This window comes from Acidobacteriaceae bacterium, from assembly GCA_035944135.1.
Classification (GTDB): Bacteria; Acidobacteriota; Terriglobia; order Terriglobales; family Acidobacteriaceae; genus Granulicella.
In genome coordinates this window covers 1,562,180-1,582,652 of the sequence record DASZBM010000002.1, presented here as the reverse complement: position 1 = coordinate 1,582,652, position 20,473 = coordinate 1,562,180, and the positions used below count along the sequence as shown (strand labels likewise).

At 62.4% G+C, this 20,473-nt stretch carries 17 protein-coding genes and 3 tRNA genes; 9 read left to right on the top strand and 11 right to left on the bottom strand.

The window, feature by feature from the left end; translation table 11 throughout:
- Positions 1–13 precede the first annotated feature (13 nt).
- Positions 14–2,068 carry a glycosyltransferase family 39 protein gene (locus VGU25_09240; protein ID HEV2577381.1) on the bottom strand — a complete coding sequence of 685 codons (2,055 nt, stop codon included), beginning with the start codon at positions 2,066–2,068 and terminating at the stop codon, positions 14–16.
- 74 nt (positions 2,069–2,142) lie between these two features.
- Here VGU25_09240 and VGU25_09235 point away from each other — a divergent pair, with 74 nt between their 5' ends.
- The gene (locus tag VGU25_09235; GenBank protein HEV2577380.1) at positions 2,143–3,726 is read left to right on the top strand and encodes a Ppx/GppA phosphatase family protein; all 1,584 of its coding nucleotides are present in this window, start codon (positions 2,143–2,145) and stop codon (positions 3,724–3,726) included.
- On the opposite strand, the gene VGU25_09230 is transcribed toward VGU25_09235, so the two are convergent.
- The 4 genes from VGU25_09230 to VGU25_09215 form a co-directional block, all read right to left on the bottom strand.
- A complete protein-coding gene (locus VGU25_09230) occupies positions 3,678–4,223 on the bottom strand; it encodes a histidine phosphatase family protein (GenBank protein HEV2577379.1) in 546 nt (181 codons plus the stop codon). The two genes, VGU25_09235 and VGU25_09230, sit on opposite strands and share 49 nt — an antisense overlap.
- A gap of 231 nt (positions 4,224–4,454) precedes the next feature.
- Positions 4,455–5,096 (bottom strand): class I SAM-dependent methyltransferase, encoded by a 642-nt coding sequence (locus VGU25_09225; protein HEV2577378.1) that lies wholly within the window; start codon positions 5,094–5,096, stop codon positions 4,455–4,457.
- Positions 5,093–6,022 carry a hypothetical protein gene (locus VGU25_09220; protein ID HEV2577377.1) on the bottom strand — a complete coding sequence of 310 codons (930 nt, stop codon included), beginning with the start codon at positions 6,020–6,022 and terminating at the stop codon, positions 5,093–5,095. Before VGU25_09220 ends, VGU25_09225 begins: the two co-directional genes overlap by 4 nt.
- Before the next feature lie 123 nt (positions 6,023–6,145).
- Positions 6,146–8,050 carry a 1,4-alpha-glucan branching protein domain-containing protein gene (locus tag VGU25_09215; protein ID HEV2577376.1) on the bottom strand — a complete coding sequence of 635 codons (1,905 nt, stop codon included), beginning with the start codon at positions 8,048–8,050 and terminating at the stop codon, positions 6,146–6,148.
- A 419-nt stretch (positions 8,051–8,469) separates the two neighbouring features.
- Here VGU25_09215 and VGU25_09210 point away from each other — a divergent pair, with 419 nt between their 5' ends.
- The 4 genes from VGU25_09210 to VGU25_09195 all read left to right on the top strand — a co-directional run bounded on the left by VGU25_09210 (position 8,470) and on the right by VGU25_09195 (position 10,486).
- Complete coding sequence (locus VGU25_09210; GenBank protein ID HEV2577375.1) at positions 8,470–8,862, top strand: YtxH domain-containing protein; 393 nt, start codon at positions 8,470–8,472, stop codon at positions 8,860–8,862.
- Positions 8,863–8,986: 124 nt separating this feature from the next.
- Positions 8,987–9,688 carry a hypothetical protein gene (locus VGU25_09205; protein HEV2577374.1) on the top strand — a complete coding sequence of 234 codons (702 nt, stop codon included), beginning with the start codon at positions 8,987–8,989 and terminating at the stop codon, positions 9,686–9,688.
- A 13-nt stretch (positions 9,689–9,701) separates the two neighbouring features.
- Complete coding sequence (locus VGU25_09200) at positions 9,702–9,935, top strand: DUF2945 domain-containing protein (GenBank protein ID HEV2577373.1); 234 nt, start codon at positions 9,702–9,704, stop codon at positions 9,933–9,935.
- A 2-nt stretch (positions 9,936–9,937) separates the two neighbouring features.
- Complete coding sequence (locus VGU25_09195; GenBank protein ID HEV2577372.1) at positions 9,938–10,486, top strand: DUF488 domain-containing protein; 549 nt, start codon at positions 9,938–9,940, stop codon at positions 10,484–10,486.
- Positions 10,487–10,495: 9 nt separating this feature from the next.
- Here the strand turns inward: VGU25_09195 and mnmA are convergent, their stop codons facing one another.
- The gene (gene mnmA / locus VGU25_09190; GenBank protein ID HEV2577371.1) at positions 10,496–11,629 is read right to left on the bottom strand and encodes a tRNA 2-thiouridine(34) synthase MnmA; all 1,134 of its coding nucleotides are present in this window, start codon (positions 11,627–11,629) and stop codon (positions 10,496–10,498) included.
- Positions 11,630–11,764: 135 nt separating this feature from the next.
- Here mnmA and VGU25_09185 point away from each other — a divergent pair, with 135 nt between their 5' ends.
- Both VGU25_09185 and VGU25_09180 read left to right on the top strand, forming a co-directional pair.
- The gene (locus VGU25_09185) at positions 11,765–13,009 is read left to right on the top strand and encodes an MFS transporter (protein ID HEV2577370.1); all 1,245 of its coding nucleotides are present in this window, start codon (positions 11,765–11,767) and stop codon (positions 13,007–13,009) included.
- 294 nt (positions 13,010–13,303) lie between these two features.
- Positions 13,304–16,768 carry a carboxypeptidase regulatory-like domain-containing protein gene (locus tag VGU25_09180; GenBank protein HEV2577369.1) on the top strand — a complete coding sequence of 1,155 codons (3,465 nt, stop codon included), beginning with the start codon at positions 13,304–13,306 and terminating at the stop codon, positions 16,766–16,768.
- A gap of 36 nt (positions 16,769–16,804) precedes the next feature.
- Here VGU25_09180 and VGU25_09175 read toward each other — a convergent pair.
- The 5 genes from VGU25_09175 to VGU25_09155 form a co-directional block, all read right to left on the bottom strand.
- Positions 16,805–16,881, bottom strand: a tRNA-Arg gene (locus VGU25_09175).
- 122 nt (positions 16,882–17,003) lie between these two features.
- Entirely contained in the window at positions 17,004–17,630 is a 627-nt protein-coding gene (locus VGU25_09170; GenBank protein HEV2577368.1) for a hypothetical protein, read from the bottom strand.
- A gap of 6 nt (positions 17,631–17,636) precedes the next feature.
- Entirely contained in the window at positions 17,637–18,743 is a 1,107-nt protein-coding gene (locus VGU25_09165) for an alpha/beta fold hydrolase (protein ID HEV2577367.1), read from the bottom strand.
- The gene (locus tag VGU25_09160; GenBank protein ID HEV2577366.1) at positions 18,740–19,540 is read right to left on the bottom strand and encodes a DUF72 domain-containing protein; all 801 of its coding nucleotides are present in this window, start codon (positions 19,538–19,540) and stop codon (positions 18,740–18,742) included. Before VGU25_09160 ends, VGU25_09165 begins: the two co-directional genes overlap by 4 nt.
- A gap of 89 nt (positions 19,541–19,629) precedes the next feature.
- Positions 19,630–19,704 (bottom strand) — tRNA-His (locus tag VGU25_09155).
- A 59-nt stretch (positions 19,705–19,763) separates the two neighbouring features.
- Here VGU25_09155 and VGU25_09150 point away from each other — a divergent pair.
- Positions 19,764–20,321 (top strand): DUF4112 domain-containing protein, encoded by a 558-nt coding sequence (locus VGU25_09150; protein HEV2577365.1) that lies wholly within the window; start codon positions 19,764–19,766, stop codon positions 20,319–20,321.
- Between the two features lie 62 nt (positions 20,322–20,383).
- A tRNA-Pro gene (locus tag VGU25_09145) sits at positions 20,384–20,460 on the top strand.
- Positions 20,461–20,473 lie beyond the last annotated feature (13 nt).

Sequence of the window (20,473 nt, the reverse complement as noted above, 5' to 3'; positions counted from 1 at the left end):
TGGCTGATCGTGCTCACTGCCCGGAAGGATGGTCGAGTGGGCGGTCGGTGAGGAGGGCTTTGCCGGAGGTCTCTTTGAGGAGGATCTGGTGCGGGCCGAGGAGGTGGTCGACGATGTCGCGCTTTTCGAGCGGGACGAAGAGGATTTTACGCGGGCCGCGGCCCCATTGAGCGAGCAGGTCGGCGGGTGTGAGGAAGATGTGCGGTGCGTCGGGGAAGAGGCTGCCGAAGAGCATGGAGGTGCTGCGGCCGTCGACGAGCTGAACGTGCTGGCCGAGGTAGAAGGGGATGGAGGAGCCGTAGGCCTGGTCGCCGTAGAGGAAGACCTGGCTGTCGGGGGCGATGGCGTGTGAACCTTCGAGGTTCTGGATGGTGGAGGCGAAGTCGCGCGAAGAGAGCATGGGCGCGAAGCGGACGAGGGCGATGTGTGCGGCGATGAGGAACGTGGCCGCGGTGAGGGCGATGGTGAGGGTTGACGCGAATGCGTGGCGGCGTGCGCGGAGGATCCAGGCGGCGAGCGGGCCGATGGCGAAGGCGATGGCGGCGAGCGCGGCGGGGAGTCGAAGGGCGGCGAAGGAAGGGCCGGTGAGGTCGAAGAAGTGGGACATCGAGAGCGTGTAGTCGCCGACGCCGCGATGTGCGAGCAGGCTGCCGATGTCGGGAACGAAGGCGAGGTGGCGGGAGGTCCAGAGGCCGTAGGTGAGCGCGGAGGCGATGATGAGGCCGAGGACGGTGAGCGCGGCGTGCGCGAAGGTGAGGGACCCCGGCGTGCGAGTGGAGGTGAGTGGCTCGGATTCGAGATGGGCGAGGGCGGCTGCGGTGAGCAGGAGCAGCGGGAGGTAGACGGGGAAGGTGTAGTACTCCTGGTTGGTGGAGAGCGAGAAGAAGGCGAGGATGATGGCCGAAAAGATGGTGAGCAGGAGAATGGTGCGGGCGGCGAACGAACGGCGCGGGAAACTGTGCCAACGGGACTCGCGGAGGCGGTGACGTTCCAGCCCCAGCCAGCGAGCTGACGGTGAACCTCGTTCTCGCCAGGCGACGGCGATGGCAGCGGGAGCGAATAGGCTCCAGGGGAAGAGCCAGACGATGTGAAGGAGCCAGTAGAGCGCAGCGGGGAGCTTGTTGTAGTCGCGTGGGACGCGGGTGCCGAGGAAGCGCGCGATGTGCTCGTTGTAGAGGTAGAACCAGGTCCAGCCGGCGTGCGATGGGAAGCCCGAGCCAGCGGGCATGGGCACGGCTGGATTGCGCAGCGCGGCGAGGATGTGCCACGGCGCGGCAATCGCGAGGAAGAGGGCGAGGCCGGTAAAGGGGTGGAGCAGGCGCCAGCGACGCCATTCGCCGGTGAGGATCAGGAAGAGACCGACGGAGGCGAAGAGGAAGACGATGGCGACGAGGCCCTTGGTGAGCACGGCGCAGGCGAGGGTGCTCCACATGAGGAAGGCCCAGAGGCGCGGACGTTGCGCGTGGATGTCGAGGGCGCGGAGGGCGGCATAGATGGAGAGTGCGAGAAGAAGAGAGAGCAGCGCGTCGGGGATGAAGATGCGTGTGAAGAGGAAGACGCCGACGGAGGTGAGGGTGAAGAGCGCGGCGTAGAAGCCGGCACGTTCAGAAAAAGCGCGGCGGCCCCAGGCATACGCGAGCAGAGCGAGGCCGAGGACGGTTAGTGCGAGCGGGAGATGGATGGCGAAGGTGTTCTCGCCGAAGATGCGGAGGCTGGATGCAGCGATCCAGTAGGGCAGGGGCGGCTTTTCGAGATAGCGAATGCCGTTGACGTGAAGCGTGACCCAGTCGCCGGTGTGGAGCATGGCCTGCGCGGCTTGCGAGTGTGTGGCGTCGGCGTCGTCAAGCAGAGAGGGTGTGGCTGCGGCGGCGAGGAACATTGCGGCCCAGAGCGCGAGAAGAACGAGTACGCTGCGGCGGGACCAGGGCTCGGGATGCGGTGAGGCGCGAGGCGTGCTCTCAACGTAGAGAACGGGACGAGCGGGAGATGGCTCGGCAACAATTGCGCGCAGTTGTGGATTTGTTGTGAGGGAATGCGCGGTAAAGACAGGAATTGATGGTCGTCTCATGCGTGGGGGATGTAGCCGCCAATGTATCTTGCTAGAGAAGGACGAACTCAACTCGACGAAGGATTCAACATTTAATGCCAACGTTCGCAGCCATCGATATCGGCTCCAACTCCTGTCGGCTCGCGATCGCGTCGGTGCAGCAGCACAAGCTTAAGACGTTGTACGAAGACCGGGAGGTAACAAGGCTCGGCGAAAGTGTTTTCGAGACTGGGGTTATCTCGCCGGAGGCGATGGCGAACACCATCAAGGCCCTGAAGAGATTTCATCGTGCAACGCAGATGCATGTCGCGGACCGCGTGCGTGTGGTGGCGACGAGCGCGATGCGCGATGCGCGGAACTCGGAGGCATTTCGCGCGTGGGTGAAGTCGACGACCGGGTGGAATGTCGAGATCATCTCGGGGCTCGAAGAGGGCCGGTTGATTCACCTGGGAGTGGTGACGCACGAGGCGGGAGCGCGCGGCAAGTGCCTGCTGATTGATCTCGGCGGCGGAAGCTGCGAGGTGACGCTATCGGACCAGGGACGCATTCAGAGCATGGTGAGTCTGCCGCTGGGAGCCGTGCGTTTGCAGCAGGAGTTTTTGAGGAGCGACCCGCCGAGCAAGGTCGATGTAGCGAGGCTGCGAAAGTTTATCGATCGTGAGCTGCGTCGTGGAGAGCGGAAGCTTGGTCACCCGCGCGTAGGGCTGGTGATTGCGACGTCAGGAACGGCGGCGGCATTGGCCGAGGCTTCACACTCGCTTCCGGCAGAGGACGTTATCGAACGTGCGCCGACGAAGCAGGCGCGCGGCAAACGCGCGCGTGTGATGCGTGACGCGACGCTGGCGACGAGCGCGGCGGCGGTGCGAAGAATTGCCGATCGTCTGCTGAAGATGACCAACGCGCAGCGCGCGGCGATGCCGGGAATCGGGCCGCGGAGGTCAGAGATTATCTGCGGCGGAGCGCAGGTGTACGCGACGCTGCTGGAGCGGATGGAGCTGAAGGGATTCCGCTACTCGCGGCTAGGGCTGCGCGATGGCATGCTGGCGCAGATGCTGGCAGAGACGGACACGCGTGCCACTGTGCATCGCACGATGGAAGCGGAGCGGTGGCGCGGGGTGGTTCATCTATGTAAGCACTATGGCATCGATCTGAAGAAGGCGACTGCGCACAGCGAGCAGGCAGGGCAGATCTTCGATCAACTGGAGCGCGTGCACGAGCTGCCGGAAGAGTACAGGCTGTGGCTGCGCGCGGCGGCGATGATGCAGGGCGTGGGCAAGTACATGAACCACCAGGGGAGATACCGGCACACGCAATACATCATTGCGAACTCCGAGATCTTCGGGTTCTCGCCGCAGCAGCGGGCGATTGTAGGGGCGATTGCGCGTTACCTGGGCAAGACGCGGCCGGATCCGATGGACCGCATTATGCGCACGGTGCCGCTGGAGGAACATACGCACGTGATTCGCGCGGTGGTGCTGCTGCGGCTGGCGCAGACGCTGAACCAGGATCGCGGGACCACGACGGCGGTGCGGGTGCGCACGCGTGTGTTTCCGAAGCGCGTGATCATGGAGCTGATTCCGTCGCGCGGAGGAGCGGAGCTGGAGCTGTGGTCGCTGAAGAAAGAGGCGCCTTACTTCCGCGAAGTCTTCCGGCGGGAGCTCTTTGTGGAAGTGGCGTAGAGCGCTTTGACGACTGGCGGGGCAAGCAGCCATTGCAGCGTGGCCGGACCGCGCTGCATGTTGAGCCGGGCTATTGCACCTTTGCGGAGCCGGATGCGCGGCCGCTGATGCATTCCGTCATGACCGTTCGAGCTGAGCAGATGGACAAGGAACGAAGTGATGTTCGGATTGTGACCGACGACCATCACGTTTTCGTAGTTGGAGCACTCGTGCAGGAGGCGCTGGAACTGCGCCCAGGTGGCGTCCGGCGCGAGCGCCTTTGAGATGAGGATGGGCGACTCGTAGCCGGTCTCTGTGCCGACGAGTTGGGCGGTCTGCAGGCTGCGCTTGAGCGGGCTGGAGACGATGAGATCGAAGTTGGTCTTGAGCGCGTTGAGGACTTGCGCGAGGTGGATGCAGTGGCGCTTGCCGTCTTTGTCGAGAGGGCGTTTGACGTCTACGACTGGATTGGTGCGGCGCGTACCGGCACTGGCGTGGCGAAGGATGAACAGATTCATGCGTGGGCTTTTTCGTTCCTGGCGGGGGCCGGTTCTGACTTGATGGGGGCCGATTTGGGTTCGTGGTGGAAGACGCCGGGGTCGGGTTCGGGCAGCGGCGGAACGGGCGGCTCGGGGTCGGAGACGGGGTCTCGTTCGGGGGCGTTGAAGGGCGTCCGCGATGGCTGCGTTGAGGAGCTCATACGAGGGTGGATGTTGGCGAAACCGTGTGGGTTGCGCGCTAGGACAAGTCTACTCGTGCTGCCAGAGCTCTGTGTAGAGCAGGCCGAAGAGGAAAGATATTCGGGCGATGCGGCGAAGTCCGGCGCGGGCGAGAGCGAACTGCGGGTCGGGTAGGTGACGCACGCGAAGGCCGGTGAGCAGGCGAAATGTGGCGTAGAGCGACATGATGTAGAGGCGAGCGATCGGGCGGAGCAGGCGGCTGGTGGGAAGGGCGAAGTCGCTGACGAGCCAGAGCGCGCCGGGCGGGAGTGGCGAGGCGAGGCGGGTGGTGAGCGCGTCGACCTCGGGTTGGGTGAAGCAGTCGAGAAGGAAGTGCGTGACGATGAGGTCGGTGGCGGGTGGGGTGTCGATCTCGAGTGCGGAGCGATGGAGGGTCGTGAGGCGTGTTGTGGCGAAGGCGCAGCGGTTGCGGAGTTTCGAGAGCATGGCGGCGCTGGTGTCGGCGGCGATGGCGGTGCAGTCGGGGTAGCGGCGGAGGAGTTGCTCGAGGAAGCGGCCGTCGCCGTCGCCGAGGATGAGTGCGCGGCTAGGGTTGTTGAGCTGGTTGAGGAAGTGCGTGCGGGTGCGCTGCAGGAGCGGGCCGAGGGAGATGTATTCCGCCCAGCGGTAGATGGCCGCGACGCGGTCGAAGTTGGGTTGCGTGTCGCTCACCGTTTGAGATGGGAGAGTGCGAGCGGGATGAGTGGCGTAAGGAGCACGAGGTCTGCGAGCGCGCGGAGATGGATGGGTTGAAGGCGTCGGCGCAGGTAATGAAGTGCGAGGAGCAGGAGCGAGCTCGCGAGAATGCATGCGATGAGGCTGCGCGGTGCAGACAGTAGAGCACTCGACCGGAGACAGTAGACGAGCGAGAGCGCGGCGATGGTGCAGGTGAGAGGGACGAGGTGACGTGTGGCCCAGCGCGTGGAGCTGTGTGCGTGTGTGCGCGGACCGGGATGCTCCCAAGCGTAGAGGAAGAGGCAGTTGAGGGAGCATGTGGCGGCGAGGAGAATCGCGATGGGCAGGAGATCGAGCCGCAGTTGCGGCAGACGCGCGACGGTGGGGATGAAGACGGCGGCAGGGAAGAAGATGCCGACGGCGAGCTCTTTGGGGAGGCGATGGGCGGTGTCAGGGCGCGCGTGGATGAGAAGAAAGTATGCGGCGAGCAGCGTGGCGAGGAGCACGTAGAGGCGGAGTGCGTGCGTGTCAAGCGTGCGCAGAAGCGCAGAGAGCAGGCAGGCGGAGATGAGGATGCCGGCGAGGAAGGCACGGCGATGACGATGGTGGAAGATGTGGCGAGCTTCTAGATCGTGCGGAGCGTGATGTGTGTCGAGCGAGCGGGCGTCCAGGAGCCGGTCGGCGACATAGAGAATCCAGACGGCGACGAACATCGCGGCGGGTGATGTCCAGGGAAGATGCAGGCCGACGGCGGACGCAACGGCGATGGTCCAGACGCAGGCGACGGAGGGTGCGTCGAGTGAGAGAAGGTGCCAGAGTGCGAGCGGACTGCGGCGCTGCGTGTGCTCTCGTGGGGCGCGTGGGACGAGAGTTAGCTGTGCGCGGATTGCTGTTGATGTGTTCTTTTTATGAGCAGATTGCATTGGTAAAAAAAGACATGCCTCAGGGGCTAAAGCCCCCTTCTATTTTCTGCTGCTAAGAGACCCGAGGCTAAAGCCTCGGGGTACCTGGAAGCTCGACGACCTGGGAGCTCGACGAACCGGTAGCTAGACGGGGTCATCCGCGTCCTTGGTGCTGGAGTCGAGCGGGAGAAGGAACTTGTGGACTTCGCTTACGGTGCCATCGTCGATGGGGGTGTCAAGGGGATCAGTGGGCAGGGCTTCATCGATGATCTTCGGCGAACCGTTGGGCCGGGTTGACGGGCGGGTGGCATGTGCGCCGATCGCCCAGAAGGAGGGGTCGATGTCGGCGAAGATGTTGTCCCGGTCTTCGATGAAAGCGAGACGATTGAGCTGGTCTTCGGAGAGTTGCGCGGCATCGTCGCCATGGAGAGTTTCGTAGAGCGCGCGGATTTCGTTGAACTGATCGCGGTGGGTGTTGAAGCGGAGCTCGGCGTAGTCGCGGGCGGCGCCGGTGGTGATGAGGAACTGCCAGTCAGAGGATTCCAGGAGCAGGAGCTCGCGGCAGAGCTGCTTGACGATGCGTTCGCCGAGGCCACCGTCGCGCCATTTGGATGACGTGCAGATTTCGCGGCAGGCGAGCTCGGCGGCGTAGATCTGCCGGTAGGTCCAGGTGGTTTCGTTGTTCAGCCAGACCTGGTTGTTGCCCTCGGCGCCCCAGGAGCCTTCATGCAAAGCGAGGAAGCCGCCGCGCGGGAAGTTGTCGAGATAGGACGAGCAGGTGGTGAGGACGATCCCAGTGTCGTAGTCATGCAGGATGCGGGCGACAGCTTCGAGCCACGCAACGCCTTCGAACCACCAATGGCCAAAGAGCTCCGCGTCGAAGGGCGAGCAGAGGATGGGTGGCACGGGGTCGTTGAAGCCGCGCTCGAGGGCCTGGTAGACGAGATGAACGAAATGGTCGGCGTGCTCGCGGATGCGCTGTGCGGCGACGGAGGGGATGTAGGGCTGCTTGTCGCCGATGTCGACGCGCGGGCCGGTGACGCGCCAGTAGCGATGGCCGCCGGGCCAGCGCTTTTTGTGGAAGTCGAGATAGTTCTCGTCGCCAGGGTAGCCGGAGTCGCCGGACCAGACCTGCAGGCCGGTGCGGGGATCGCGCGGGAAGATGGTGACGGCTTCGCTCTTCTTGTAGGGGCCCTCGACGTAGAAGGGATGATAGATGCGGCGATCGTCTGGCGCGTTGAAGCCGGCGTTGGGCTGGCCTGCGTTGGCTGTCGTGCGGCGAAGAAATTCGTAGGGCGAGTGAACGCGCGCGGATTCCTGGACAAGGTGGGTATCGACGAAGAAGAACTCCAGCGAGGATTCGCTCAGCGCCTGCTCGATGCCGATGCGCGGGAAGCTTGGTGGTTCGGTGGTGCCTTCAGGGGCGACGGGATAGGACCAGAGGCCGGACGGCCGATAGCCGCACTCGGGCGCCCAGATCCCACGGGGGCGGCGGCCGAGATGCTTCTCGTGCGTGGCGACGGCGACGCGGACCTGCGCGCGGAGGCTCTCGTCTGTGCCGAGCAGCGGCATGTAGCCGTGCGTGGCGGTGCAGGTGATGACCTCGATGATGCCGCGGTCGGCGTAGCTGCGGAAGCCGGCGACGATGTCCTGGTTGAGCGCGGCGAACTGCTGGGAGGCTTCGGTGAAGAAGCTTTGCCAGAAACGGGCGGTCTCGGCGTAGGTGTGTTCGCCGATGGAGAGGAAGAAGGACTCGTCTTCTCGCGCGGCGAGGATCTTGCGTTCGAGATAGCGGGGGAACTCGGCGCGGAAGACAGGATGCGCGAGCTGCTCGAGCAGAATGGGGGAAAGATTCAGATTGCAGTTGAGCGGGATGTTGTCGCGGTCGAGGCGATCGAGCGTGCGGAGCAGCGGAAGATAGGTTTCCGCGGCAGCCTCGAGAAGCCACTCGATGCCGTGGGGCCAACTGCCGTGGTTAACGACATAGGGCAGATGGGCGTGCAACGTGAGGTTTAGATATCCACGCGGCTTGGACGCTGGTTGACTCACAGGATCTCAATCTCTGGGTGCGCCCGGCCGGGGGGCGCGCAGGTGGGGGGAGCGGGATAGCTCCTGAGGGCAGTGTACTCCCGTGGCGAAGTGTCGGCCAAAGGACATAAATGTGGAGAAGGGCAAGGCTGCACTCCAGCGCGGATCATAAACATTCTTCGGCAGTAGGATGCGGGTGACGCGGTGCACGGAGCAGATCTTTGTGCTACTCTCCACTGCACCGGAGAAGCATCGGGAGAACGCAACCGAAGCTGCCCCGGCAGGCATCTACCCGCATGGACGGGTACCTTACGCGAGGCTTTGCGCCTGGCAATGCGCCAAGGTATTGACCGGGAACAACAACACCGGTTTTGACCCAACAAGACGCTCTCGAACATGGTTCGAGGAGTGTGGTGAATTCGAAGGATTAGGAGAAGACTATGGCGGATAACGACAGCAGCGTAAGCGGGTTTGGATGGTTTCTGGCGGGTCTCGGGATTGGGGCTCTTGTGGGTGTTCTCTATGCGCCGAAGTCCGGCAAGGAGACGCGCGACGAACTGATGCAGAGCGCGATGGAGGCCCGTGACAAGGCGAACCAGATTTACAACCAGGGCAGGGAACAGGCCGGCCAGTATGTGCAGCAGGGCCGCGATGCGCTCGGCCAGTATGTCGACAAGGGCAAGGAGTACTACGACAAGGGCCGCACCCAATGGTCGCAGTACGTGGACAAGGGCAAGGACCTTGTTCAGAGCCAGGCGGACGCGGTGACGGCGGCTGTGGACGCTGGAAAACAGGCTTACATGTCGAAGACCTCGGAGACGCCGCAGGCGTAAAGGTTCTTCGGAAGGACGCGAAGGGCCGGTTCGTCGCGACCGGCCCTTCTGTTTGGCGGGTTGGCGGTGATATTGCGACAGCTCGATGCAAGGCATCACAATTAAGTTTCGAAGAGGTGAAGAGATGCACGCAGTTAGCTGCCTGGCGCTGGCTTTTTTTCAGGAGGACGCGGGATCGATTCAGCACGACGTCCACTGGATGATGATCTTCATGGGGATCATCGCGATCGCGGTTATCGCGGGGTTTCTCGGTGTTTGTATCGCGGGTCTCACGGGATTGAGGCTGATCCGCAAGTTCGAAGGGATGGCCGAGCGGGCTGAGGCCAAGGTCTCGCCGATGGTCGAGAAGACGCGCCTGTTGATTGAGGATGTGGGCCCGAAGGTGCGCACCATCAGCACGAACGTGGAGCAGATCACTTACACGGTTCGGACCAAGGTGGATGAATACAGCGCAACGGCCGACGAAATCAATCGGACGGTAAAGGACGCGAACAAGCGCACGCAGGAGAAGGTGGCGCGCGTGGACGGAATGGTGAACGAGGCGCTGAACACCGCGCATCATGTCTCGCGCACCGTTCAGGACAGCGTGCGGAAGCCGGTGCAGCAGCTTGCCGGGATTATTGAGGCGGTGAAGCGCGGTGCCGAGACCCTGGTGAACCGGTCGCCCTTCAAGCGGAACGTGGAGACGGTGGTCGAGGTGGATGAGCGGACCACCTATGGCACGACGGCGGCTGGCACGCCTGTTGCAGCGCGGTATACGACGGTGCGCGAGACCACGACACCAACCGCTGCGAGTGAGACGAAGCGGGTGACGCCGTACGGCTAGACGCGAACGTGCGATGACGAAGAGGTTCAAGATCGGCGACCACGTGAGCTGGAACTCTGAAGCAGGTCACGTGTCGGGGACGGTTATCGCTGTGCACACCAGGGATTTCGACTACAAGGGGCATACGCACCATGCCTCGGAGAGCGATCCGCAGTATGAGATCAAGAGCGACAAGACCGATCATGTCGCTGCTCATAAGGGCGGCGCTCTAACACTCAAGAGCGCGCTGAACCGCGGCAAGGGCTGAGCGTGAGGCTGCCATTCTTCACGGTAGGGCATTCCAATCGCAGCCTGGAAGAATTTGTCGAGTTGTTACGCAGTGCTGAGATTGAACTGCTCGCGGATATCAGGAAGTTTCCGAGATCGCGAACGAACCCGCAGTTCAACCAGGAGACTCTAGCAGAGGAGCTGCCGCGTTGCGGGATTTCGTATGAGCTGATGGGCGTGCTGGGTGGGCGTCGCGGGACAGTGAAGTCTGTACCGCCGGACGTTAACGGTCTGTGGCGAAATGTGAGCTTCCACAACTACGCGGATTATGCGCTGTCTGCGGAGTTCAGCGCCGGCCTGCGTCACCTGCTCGACATGGGGCACGAACGGCGTTGCGCGACCATGTGCTCGGAAGCGGTGTGGTGGCGATGCCATCGCCGCATTGTTACGGACTATCTGATCGCCAGCGGAGAGACTGTGTTCCACATTATGGGGCTGGGTCGCTTTGAGCGTGCGCGGCTGACGCAGGGTGCGGTGGTTCGGGAAGACGGGAAGGTGGTCTATCCCTGGGGGCTGACGGGAGAGGACTGAGACGGTGGGCTAGAAGATCCAGCCGCCGCCGGCGACCTCGTCCTCCTGGTAAAAGACTGCGGACTGGCCAGGCGTGATGGCGCGCTGCGGCTCGTCGAACGTGGCCTCGATTGTGTCGTCGCTGATGACGCGGAGCGTGGCAGGCGCGGGCTCGTGGCGGTGGCGGATCTTGATGCTGACGCGGATGGGCTCGGCGGGCGCGGCGATGGAGACCCAGTTCAGGCGATCGGCGCGCAGTGTGCGCGTGTAGAGGTCGGTGTCCGGCCCGACTTCGACGCGGTGAGAGTCGGGATGAATCTTGAGGACGTAGAGCGGGTCGGGCGAGCTGAGGCCGAGGCCCTTGCGCTGTCCGACGGTGAAGGCGTGGATGCCTTCGTGGTGGCCGAGTGTTTCGCCGGTAGTCGAGACGAGCTCGCCGGAGGAGTCAGGGAGCTCGCGGCCCTGCTCATCGAGATACGCCTTGAGGAACTGCGAGTAGCTGCCGCCGGGGATGAAGCAGATCTCCTGCGAGTCAGGCTTGGCGGCGAGCGCGAGTCCGGCGTCGGCGGCCATCTCGCGAACGGCGGGCTTGTGCAGATCGCCGAGAGGAAAGAGCGTGCGCGAGAGCTGCTCCTGCGTGAGGCCGAAGAGAAAGTAGGTCTGGTCCTTCGATCGGTCGGCGGGTCGGGAGAGCACCCAGCGATTGCGAGCGGGGTCGAATTGATTGCGCGCATAGTGTCCGGTGGCGATCTTATCGGCGCCGATGGAGCGTGCGGTGGCCAGGAGCTGGTCGAACTTGAGGTGGTTGTTGCAGAGTGTGCAGGGGATGGGCGTGCGGCCGGCGAGGTACTCGGAGACGAAGGGGCGAACGACCTCGGCCTCGAATCGGTCCTGCGCGTTGACGAGGTAGTAGGGGATGCCGAGGTGCTCGGCGACTCGGCGGGCGTCGTATACGTCATCGATGGAACAGCAGCGGCCCTGGACGGACTCGGGCATGCCCTCGCGGCCTGCGAGGCGGCGCTGGTTCCAGAGCTGCAGGGTGAGGCCGACGACGGTATGTCCCTGGGCGTGCAGCATCGCGGCGACGGTCGAGGAGTCGACGCCGCCGGACATGGCAATCGCGATGGTCTGGTTCTCCATCTCAGTCTGGCTCCGGGCCTGCATAAGGCTCAACTCTTAATGATAGCTGTTCCGCGATGATAGCTGTTTCGCGAAGGTTCTAAAGCGGTTAGACAGGATTGGGCTCGCGGTGGAAGAGTTGGGGTGGAAGTCTGTGTAGACTCAAATAGTTGGAGACCAATGGCTGAAGGCACAAATGCAGCGCTGAGTGGACGGTGGGCGTTGCCCTTTTTGGGGGTGGCGTGCGCGGTCGGCGTTGCGTCCATGTATTACAACCAGCCGCTGCTGTCTGTCATGGGCCAGAGCCTGGGGCAGGATGCGCGCCATATCGGTTTTGTGGCCGTGGCGACTCAGGTAGGCTATGCCGCGGGCCTGCTGTTCTTCGTTCCGCTGGGAGATGTCGCAGAACGTCGCAAGCTGATGTTGCGGATGTACGCGGGTGTGTCTGTGGCGTTGGTGCTGGCGGCGTTCGCGCAGAACCTGGCGTGGCTGATTGCCGCGAGCGTGCTGATTGGCCTGATGGCGTCGGTGACTCATGTCGCGTTGCCGATAGCGCCGGACCTTGTGCCGCACGAGCAACGAGGACGGGCGATCGGCACGGTCATGACGGGGCTGCTGCTGGGCATTTTGCTGGCGCGAACCTTTGCCGGATGGCTGAGCCGGTTGAATGGCTGGCGCACCGTGTTCATCGTGGCGGCGGTGATGAACGCGTGCTTCGTTCCGTTCATCTACCGCGTGATGCCGCGGATGAAGGCGCGTGAATCGCTGACCTACGCAGAGACGATGCGGTCGTTGTGGACGCTGTTCCGCACCGAACCGTTGCTGCGCGAGGCCGGTGTCCTGGGCGCGTTGGTGTTTGCGTCGTTCAGTTGCTTCTGGACGACGCTGGCGTTCCTCTTGCAGTCGCACTACGGCATGGGGCCGGGAGTCGCGGGGACGTTCGGCGTGGTGGGCGCAGCGGGAGCGATGGTTGCGCCGTTTGCCGGAAAGCTCTCGGACCGGCGCGGAACGCGATATGTGGTGTCGGCTGCAGGCGCGACGCTAACCGGATCGTATGTCTGGTTGTGGCTTTCCGAGCGCGCATCGACCACCGTGGCGATGCACATGGCGGGGCTGGTGATTGGGGTGGTGGCGCTCGATGTCGGGGCGCAGATGATGCAGGTTGCGAACCAGACACGGATCTTTGGTTTGGGAGCGCAGGCGCGCAGCCGCTTGAACACGATTTACATGACGATTTATTTCGTTGGCGGAGCGCTGGGTTCGGCGCTCGCGTCACTGGCGTGGTCGCGCTGGCAGTGGGATGGTGTCTGTGCGCTGGAACTGACGTTCATTGCAGCGGCGGGTGTGCGGCACATGACCGGATTCAGCAGGCGGCATCCGCAACCGATAGTGCATATGCCGGCGAGCGAGAGCGAACCTGCGTGAGGCGCTAGAGCTTCAGGCAGGCTGCGAAACGAACCGCAACAGGAGATGACAGGGAGTCATCGTAGGCGCGGCAGAGAAGCCGCGATCCGGTCTGGGCATGATTAAGAAACCGCTCTCTTGACAATCGCATTTCTGGATATCTATAGTGCCCAGCCGGTGGGGTATGAGCCTCTCTGCCGCTGTGAACTTTGAATAGCAGCGGACGGTGAGGGTCTATCCGGCAAGCATTCGCGCCTTCCTGGGCACAATCTGACACGAAGAGTTCCGGAGCCAAACTTCAAGGAGAATCGCGAGATGAAATTCGAGAGACCGGTATCACAAGACGAGACCACGCCGAAGCGCAACGCCGCGAAATCATCGAAAGGTCTGCGCCGCGGGCAAAGCTCGTTGCTGGCACGCGTCAGCGGTCTGCTCGTCTGCCTCGCGCTGGTCATCGCCTGGGTGCGACCGTCCATCTGCCAGATCACGACGACAGGCACGATCAGCGGCATTGCCCAGGACTCGCAGGGCGCCGTGGTTCCCGGAGCCATCGTCACGCTCACCAATTTGGACACGAGGTTGGTTGCAAAGACGAAGACAAACTCCGATGGCTCGTTCACGCAGACCGGTCTGCCGAACGGAAAGTACAACGTCAACATCACGGCACCTGGGTTTGCGACCTTCAGTGAAACCGGCATCGATCTCGAGCCGCTGGCGGTGTTCCAGGTGAACGCCACGTTGAAGGCGGGCTCGGTGGACACCTCGGTGACCGTCGAGGCGAGCCCGGTGGCCGTGCAGACCGTCACACCGGAGATATCGAACACCGTCTCCGGCGAGGAGGCGGAGGCGCTTCCGCTGGACGGCCGGAACTATGAGGGTCTCGGGCAACTGATGCCCGGAGTCGTGAATACGTCGCCGGTCAATTCGATGGGGCCTGGCGGATTTGCGACCTCGAACTATCTCAACATCAATGGCGGCGGCTCCAGCGGAACGTTTTACACGCTGGATGGCATCTGGAACGAAAACACGGGCAACATGACGCAGACCACGATCACGCCGGTTCCGGACGAGATCGAGGAAGTCAAAGTTCTGCAGAACAACTACGACGCGAAGTACAGCCTGATGGGCGCGAGCGTGATGGTCGTGCAGACCAAGAGCGGCACCAGCCAGTTCCACGGCGGCGCATGGGAGTTTCTGCGCAACACGTTCCTCGACGCGCGCAACTACTTCGTTCCGGTCAGCACCGGCATCTCGCCCGAAGAGTGGAACATCTACGGCTATCACGTGGGCGGCCCGGTCTTTATCCCTCACGTCTACAACACAAATCGGCAACGCACGTTCTTTTACTTCAACCAGCAGTTCCTGCACGAGAAGCAGCAGGGAGTTGTGACAGGCCAGACACCACTGGCCACGATGCGCGGCATCGGAACGCCGGGCAACGAGGCGCTGTTCCCGATGACGGGCGTGTACGGGACCGCGTTCCTCAAAGATCCGACGCTGACGGGCAGTTGCAATGCATCGTCCAAGACGGCGTGCTTCGGTACGGATGGCAACGGGAACTGGGTCATCCCGGCGAATCGCATCAACTCGTCTGAGCTTGCACTGCTGAATGCGATGGCCGTGCTGCCCAATTACACGACGACGAACGCAACGAACTACATCAACACGAAGTCGGCGATCACCGGCCAGAAGGATGAAGAAGGCAAGGTCGACCACTACATTACGCCGAAGCTGCACCTGATGGGCGAGCTCTTCTGGGAGACGCAGGATGCCTACAATCCGAACGCTTCGCGCATGGGATCTCCGTTCACGACAAACTATGACGTTTTCATCTCGGATAACAAGCTCGCGCAGGTGCAGCTGACGCAAACGTATTCAGCGAACATGGCAAACGATACGTCGATTGCGATGAACAACTACGTCATCACGCATGATTTTGCCGGCATCATCTCTGGCTCGCAGATCTCCGGATACTCTCAGGCGTTCCCGTACAGCGGCGGTTATCTCGAAAACCGCCTGCCGCACGTCACCTTCTCGAATGGATGGTCGCAGTTCGGCACCAGCGCCAACAACACGATTCCCGATGCGACGGATCTGGAGGATACGGTTTCCGATAACTGGAGCTGGTTGCGCGGGCATCACTTCCTGCAGGCGGGCGGCGAGATCGTGTTCGGAACGAAGCGGCAATGGTCGACGGTTTCGAATACCACCGGTGATGTCAATTTCAACGGTTACGCCACTGGTAACCCGATCGCGGATTATCTGCTCGGTTTGCCGAACACGTTCGCTCAGGGGCAGGATGGAGTTCGCAAATACATTCACTACACAATTACCAGCCCGTACGTTGAGGATCGCTGGACTGCGAGCAAGCGCCTGACTCTCAGCCTTGGCATACGTTTTTACCGGATGCCGTTTCCTGGATCGCAGGCCGGCTACTCGGCCAACTTCCTTCCTTCGCTCTTCAATCCTGCGACGGTGCCCACCGTATCGATTGGCGGCGTTCTTTCAGGACCGTATGCGGCTGGTTATCAGAATGGCATCGAGCTGAATGGCAAGAATGGTGTTCCGCTCAACATTACGAATCAGCACAACTACTACTTCGGGCCGATGGGCGGGTTCGCTTTGGATGTCTTTGGAGATGGAAAGACCTCACTTCGCGGCGGCTTCTCGATCGTCTATAACCGCAATGGCGGCATGGGTGCGGCCTGCTCGCAAAACTGCGTCAGTTTTCCCATACTCAATCAGACAAACCTTACCGACCCGACATTTCCTAACGTGACAGGCGGTACGGCACCGGCGCCGACGGCACCTTCCGTCACGGGGATGCCGAATGACTACCAGGTAGCAATGATCAAGACGTTCAGCCTGAGCGCGCAGCAGCAGTTGCCGGGATCATTCCTGATGACGCTCGCTGGAGCGGGAGACTTCGCCAACCATCTTTCCACCAGCTACAACCTCAACCAGCCCGGACCAACCGGCGTCTACGACTTCAATCCAAATCTGAACGTCGCGGGCTATTCCTCGGCCTACTATGCGCCTTATCAGGGTTACGGGACGATCAGCTGGAATAATCCGATCGGCGTTGATAACTGGACGGCGCTGGAGGTGAGTCTCAAGCATCCTGAAGTTCACCATATTTATGCGACCGTTGCGTACACGTGGTCGCACAATCTGGACAATGGCGGCGGCTTCCAGAATTCCTACAACCTGCACAGCGCGTACGGCAACTCGACGCTGAATGTACCCCAGGTCTTCACAGCAAGCGTGATTTACAGCGTTCCGCTTTTTGGCGGGAAGGGATTGACGCATACGCTGCTGGGTGGATGGAAGGTGTCGGACATGACGACGCTCCAGAGCGGATCGTCGCTGAACCTTGGCATCACGGGCTCGAACCTCGGTCCCATTACGCGCCCGAACATCGTCGGAACGATTACCTATCCGAAGACGTGGAAGCCGACGGTGTACGGATCGAACGCGTTCTGGTTCAACCCGGGAACGACGGCGGCCCCAGTGTTTGCCCGTCCGGCAAATGGCTTCTACGGAAACGCCGGCGCCGGAGTGCTACGGGGTCCGGGAATCGAAGTTTCGAACATGGCCCTGTACAAGGACTTTGATATTCGCGAGCGAGTCACGGTGCAGTTCCGCGCTGAATATTTCAACGTCTTCAATCACACTAACCCGAACAACCCGGGAACTACGTTTGGCTCGGGAACGTTTGGCGTGATCACTGCGGCGCAGCAGCCGCGGACCGGCCAGCTTGCGCTCAAGGTGAAGTTCTGAGGGCTTGGATTCTGTGCAGTGCAGGTCGGGGGGAAGTGGTAGGCGCGGCAGGAATCGAACCTGCAACCCCCGACTTAGAAGGTCGGTGCTCTATCCGATTGAGCTACGCGCCCGTTTATCGACTCGACGATGCGGCTATTCCACAGAAAAATGCGTTTCCCACATCCATTATTCCGGAAATATGAATGTTCCACATGGAACATTCGTGTTCCACAAAAGCATTCAGTCGAAGGCACTACAGGTCGATTGTAACGGACAGGCGATTGATCTCGAACTCGCGGCTGCGAAGGAGATCAACGACGTCTTCAAGCGCGCTGGCCCAGCGGCGATTCGCGAGTTCGGCGTCGGGTGCGAGTGAGGTGACGTAGAGCGTGGTTGCGAAGCCTTCGAGCGGCGCGCCGAGGTCAACGATCGCCGGGCGGAGGACGCACTGCAGCATGGACTCCGTGTGCTGGAGCTTGCCGGCGCGGCGGACGATGCGATCGATACGGTCCTGCTGCTGGTGGGCCGAGGCAAAGACGGTTCGCTCGCGCCAGAGCAGATCGATGTAGCTGGTGAAGGCGTAGGTGGCCTCATCTGCTTCAATCAGCAGTTCCTTGCGCATGAGTTCGAGGTCGTCGGCGCTATCGCGGACCGAGAGCGGCCACGCGTCGCATTTGGCGGTAAGGAAGGGCGAGCGATTGGCGTTGAGGGCGCGCAGCGCGCGGGCGAGATCAGGGAAGCGCTCGGCTTCAGGGATTTCGGCGATCGAGTAGGGTTCGGTGCGCAGATTGACGAAGTGCGCGCCTCCGTCCGCGTCAGACCACGGAACCACAAGTACGGCAGCCTCAGCCGAACACTCGGCACTCCACTCTGCGTGCATTCAGGTTCAGGATACAGGGTTTATCGCAATTGAATGCGCGGGAGCATCGTTCAGGGTTCCCTGTGCGTGGGAGAGAACGAATCGGAGTGCGGTGTGCTCGGCCCAATAACCGTCGTTTCCATTGGCGGGTTCGGGCGTGGCGAGGAATGCGCAGTGGCCGCCGTGCTCGGTTTCGAGGAGCGTGATGTGCGGGTTCTCGGCGATGACGGCGCGGGTCTCCGGCAGCAGGCGGATGAACGGATCGTCGCAGGCGTGGATGAGAAGCGTGGGAACGGCGATGCGGTCGAGCACGCGGGCCGAGGCGGCCCGGAAATAATAGTCGTCGGCGGATTGGAAGCCAGAGTACAGGGCAGTGATGCGGTTGTCGAAGTCGCGGAGCGAGCCGATGCTGGTGGCGACCTGGGGATCGTAGGCGCGGGGGAAGAGTGTGGCCTTGCGGCGGAAACGCTTGAGTAGTTCGCGAAGGAATTTGCGCTCGTAGAGGCGATTCATGGGCTCGTGCAGCGCGTCGGCGGAAGCTGCGATGTCGACGACGGGCGAGACGCCGACGACGGCTCTGAGCTGAGGCGGAGCGTCGCTGCCGAATTCGCCGGCGAGTTTGAGAACGAGGTTGCCGCCCATGGAGTAGCCGATGAGCGAGATGGAGCCCAGGCGCTCGCGGTCGAGAAAGAACTCCATGACCTGCTTGACGTCGTTCGACAGACCGGAGTGGTAGAGAGTCGGCGTGAGCTTTGCGGTTTCGTACTTGGTGCCGCCGCAGTTACGCATGTTCATGCGGATGATGTTGCAGCCGGCCTTCCAAAACTTGTTGGCGTTGCCGACAACGTACTGCGAGTTCGAAGAACCTTCGAGGCCATGGAGGATCAGCACGGTGGGGCGGTCGCCGCGCACTGCGTCCGGTTGCCAGTGGCACTCGCAGAGAACCTGACTGCAGATTTGCGTGCCGCGCGCGGGGCAGACCTCGACGAACTCCGCGGTGGGTGGGGGCAGATGGTTCGGGCGCGGCAGGAAGTTTCCGGCGATGGTCTGCAGATGACCGTTGGCGAGCCAGCGGCGCGGGTGAAACGGAGGGAACTGAGGGGGCCGGGTGCTACCGTTGCGGGAGCCGCTCATCCGTTGCCGCCTCGCAGTGCTGGGGTCGCGAGTTGCGCGGCGCGCTGCTGGAGATGCGCTGCATTGAGAGCGCCGGTCGGCTCGTCCTCGTGCTTGAGAAAGACGTAGACTTCGCCGTTCTGCGCGAGAGAGACGAAGCGCTCGGCGAGCGCGTCGAGCTCCGGCTCGGTGTAGCCGCCGGAACGGCGCAGGCGGTAGCAGCGCGTCGATGCAGTCTGAACGTCCGGCGTGGAGAGGTCATCGCTTTCAGCCACGCAGAGGGCTGAGTTGTGTTGACGCATGAGCGAGAAGATCTCGTCGGTGAACCAACTGTTGTGGCGGAACTCGAATGCGAGCTGAGCGTGCGAATGATGGAACGCCGGAAGATCAAGGAAGTGCGCGAGGAGTTCGCGATTCGCGTGAAGGTTCGGAGGAAGCTGAAAGAGCAGCGGGCCGAGGGCGCCGGATCGCATGGGCGCGAGCGCGCCGAGGAAACTTTGGACGAGCGGTTCGCAGTCGCGCAGGCGAGCGAAGTGCGTGATGCGCTGCGGGGCCTTGAAGCTGAAGCGGAAGCCGGCGGGAACGGCGGCCTGCCAGTTTTCAAGCTGGGTGTTCGTGGGAAGCGTGCGGAAGGTGTAGTTGACTTCGACGGCGGTGAGTTGCGAACCGTAGAAGTTGAGGAATGCGCGCGCGGGAAGCTTCGCGGGATAGAAAGCCGGCTTCCAGGTGGGATACGCCCAGCCGGACGTGCCGACGAAAAGATTCGGGGCTGACGGCGGAGCGGAGATTGGCTCGGGACTCTTGGAGGCGCGCGGCAAGGTCGATCTCACAACTGACGCGCAGTGTTGCGAACGCGCGAAAATGGAGCGCAGCGGCTGGGGAGGATGCCCTGTGCAGACGAAGTTTTTGGGGCGGCTAGTGGGGTTCGAACCCACGACATCCGCTGCCACAGAGCGGCGTTCTGCCACTGAACTATAGCCGCCGTACCGCTATCGATTGTAGCATCCAATGCGTAAGACACGAAGGGAGCCAGGCGAAGCTATGGGAACGAAGGCCGAATATGGTGAGGTGCTGCCGCCTGGTGTTGTGAATACAGGAGCTTTGAAGCCACGGTTTCGCGGGGCGGGCGGAGCGTTTCGCGATGAGAACCTCGATCTGCTCTCGCGTGTGCTGGATACGTGGTTTCGCGTACCGGGGACGTCGATCCGGTTTGGGCTGGATGGAATCATCGGCTTCATTCCGGGTATCGGCGATTTTCTTGGCGGGCTGGCGAGCTGCATCATCGTTATCGCGGCGTTCTTCCGCGGCGTGCCGCTGGTCACGGTCGCGAGGATGGTTGTGAACCTCGCGATTGAGGTCGGCATTGGAGCGATTCCGTTTGCGGGCAATCTGTTCGACATCGCGTGGCGTGCGAATCGTCGCAACTACCACCTGCTGGAGCGGAGTCTTGCGGTCGGTCGACGGGATACGTGGAAGGACTGGGTGTTCATGCTGCTGCTCGGTGTGGGCCTGATGGCGCTGGCGATGGTGCCGTTCTTCCTGCTGCTGTGGATCGGCGGAGCGCTGCTGCACCACACGGGGGCTCCGGGCTGGCGTTGATGGTGAGGCGCGATGATGTAGCGCTGGTTGTTCTCAACGCGGTTATGGGAAAATGAGTGTGTCGGGGCGTAGCGCAGTCTGGTAGCGCATCTGCTTTGGGAGCAGAGGGTCGGGGGTTCGAATCCCTCCGCCCCGACCAGTAAAATCAACAA

What these genes read in the sequence shown, in the direction of transcription:
- VGU25_09170 (HEV2577368.1), bottom strand. Translation starts at nt 17,630, where the DNA reads ATGCACGCAGAGTGGAGTGCCGAGTGTTCGGCTGAGGCTGCCGTACTT.
- VGU25_09165 (HEV2577367.1), bottom strand. Translation starts at nt 18,743, where the DNA reads ATGAGCGGCTCCCGCAACGGTAGCACCCGGCCCCCTCAGTTCCCTCCG.
- VGU25_09200 (HEV2577373.1), top strand. Translation starts at nt 9,702, where the DNA reads ATGACGAAGAGGTTCAAGATCGGCGACCACGTGAGCTGGAACTCTGAA.
- mnmA (HEV2577371.1), bottom strand. Translation starts at nt 11,629, where the DNA reads ATGCAGGCCCGGAGCCAGACTGAGATGGAGAACCAGACCATCGCGATT.
- VGU25_09210 (HEV2577375.1), top strand. Translation starts at nt 8,470, where the DNA reads ATGGCGGATAACGACAGCAGCGTAAGCGGGTTTGGATGGTTTCTGGCG.
- VGU25_09150 (HEV2577365.1), top strand. Translation starts at nt 19,764, where the DNA reads ATGGGAACGAAGGCCGAATATGGTGAGGTGCTGCCGCCTGGTGTTGTG.
- VGU25_09180 (HEV2577369.1), top strand. Translation starts at nt 13,304, where the DNA reads ATGAAATTCGAGAGACCGGTATCACAAGACGAGACCACGCCGAAGCGC.
- VGU25_09230 (HEV2577379.1), bottom strand. Translation starts at nt 4,223, where the DNA reads ATGAATCTGTTCATCCTTCGCCACGCCAGTGCCGGTACGCGCCGCACC.
- VGU25_09205 (HEV2577374.1), top strand. Translation starts at nt 8,987, where the DNA reads ATGCACGCAGTTAGCTGCCTGGCGCTGGCTTTTTTTCAGGAGGACGCG.
- VGU25_09240 (HEV2577381.1), bottom strand. Translation starts at nt 2,068, where the DNA reads ATGAGACGACCATCAATTCCTGTCTTTACCGCGCATTCCCTCACAACA.
- VGU25_09220 (HEV2577377.1), bottom strand. Translation starts at nt 6,022, where the DNA reads ATGCAATCTGCTCATAAAAAGAACACATCAACAGCAATCCGCGCACAG.
- VGU25_09235 (HEV2577380.1), top strand. Translation starts at nt 2,143, where the DNA reads ATGCCAACGTTCGCAGCCATCGATATCGGCTCCAACTCCTGTCGGCTC.
- VGU25_09185 (HEV2577370.1), top strand. Translation starts at nt 11,765, where the DNA reads ATGGCTGAAGGCACAAATGCAGCGCTGAGTGGACGGTGGGCGTTGCCC.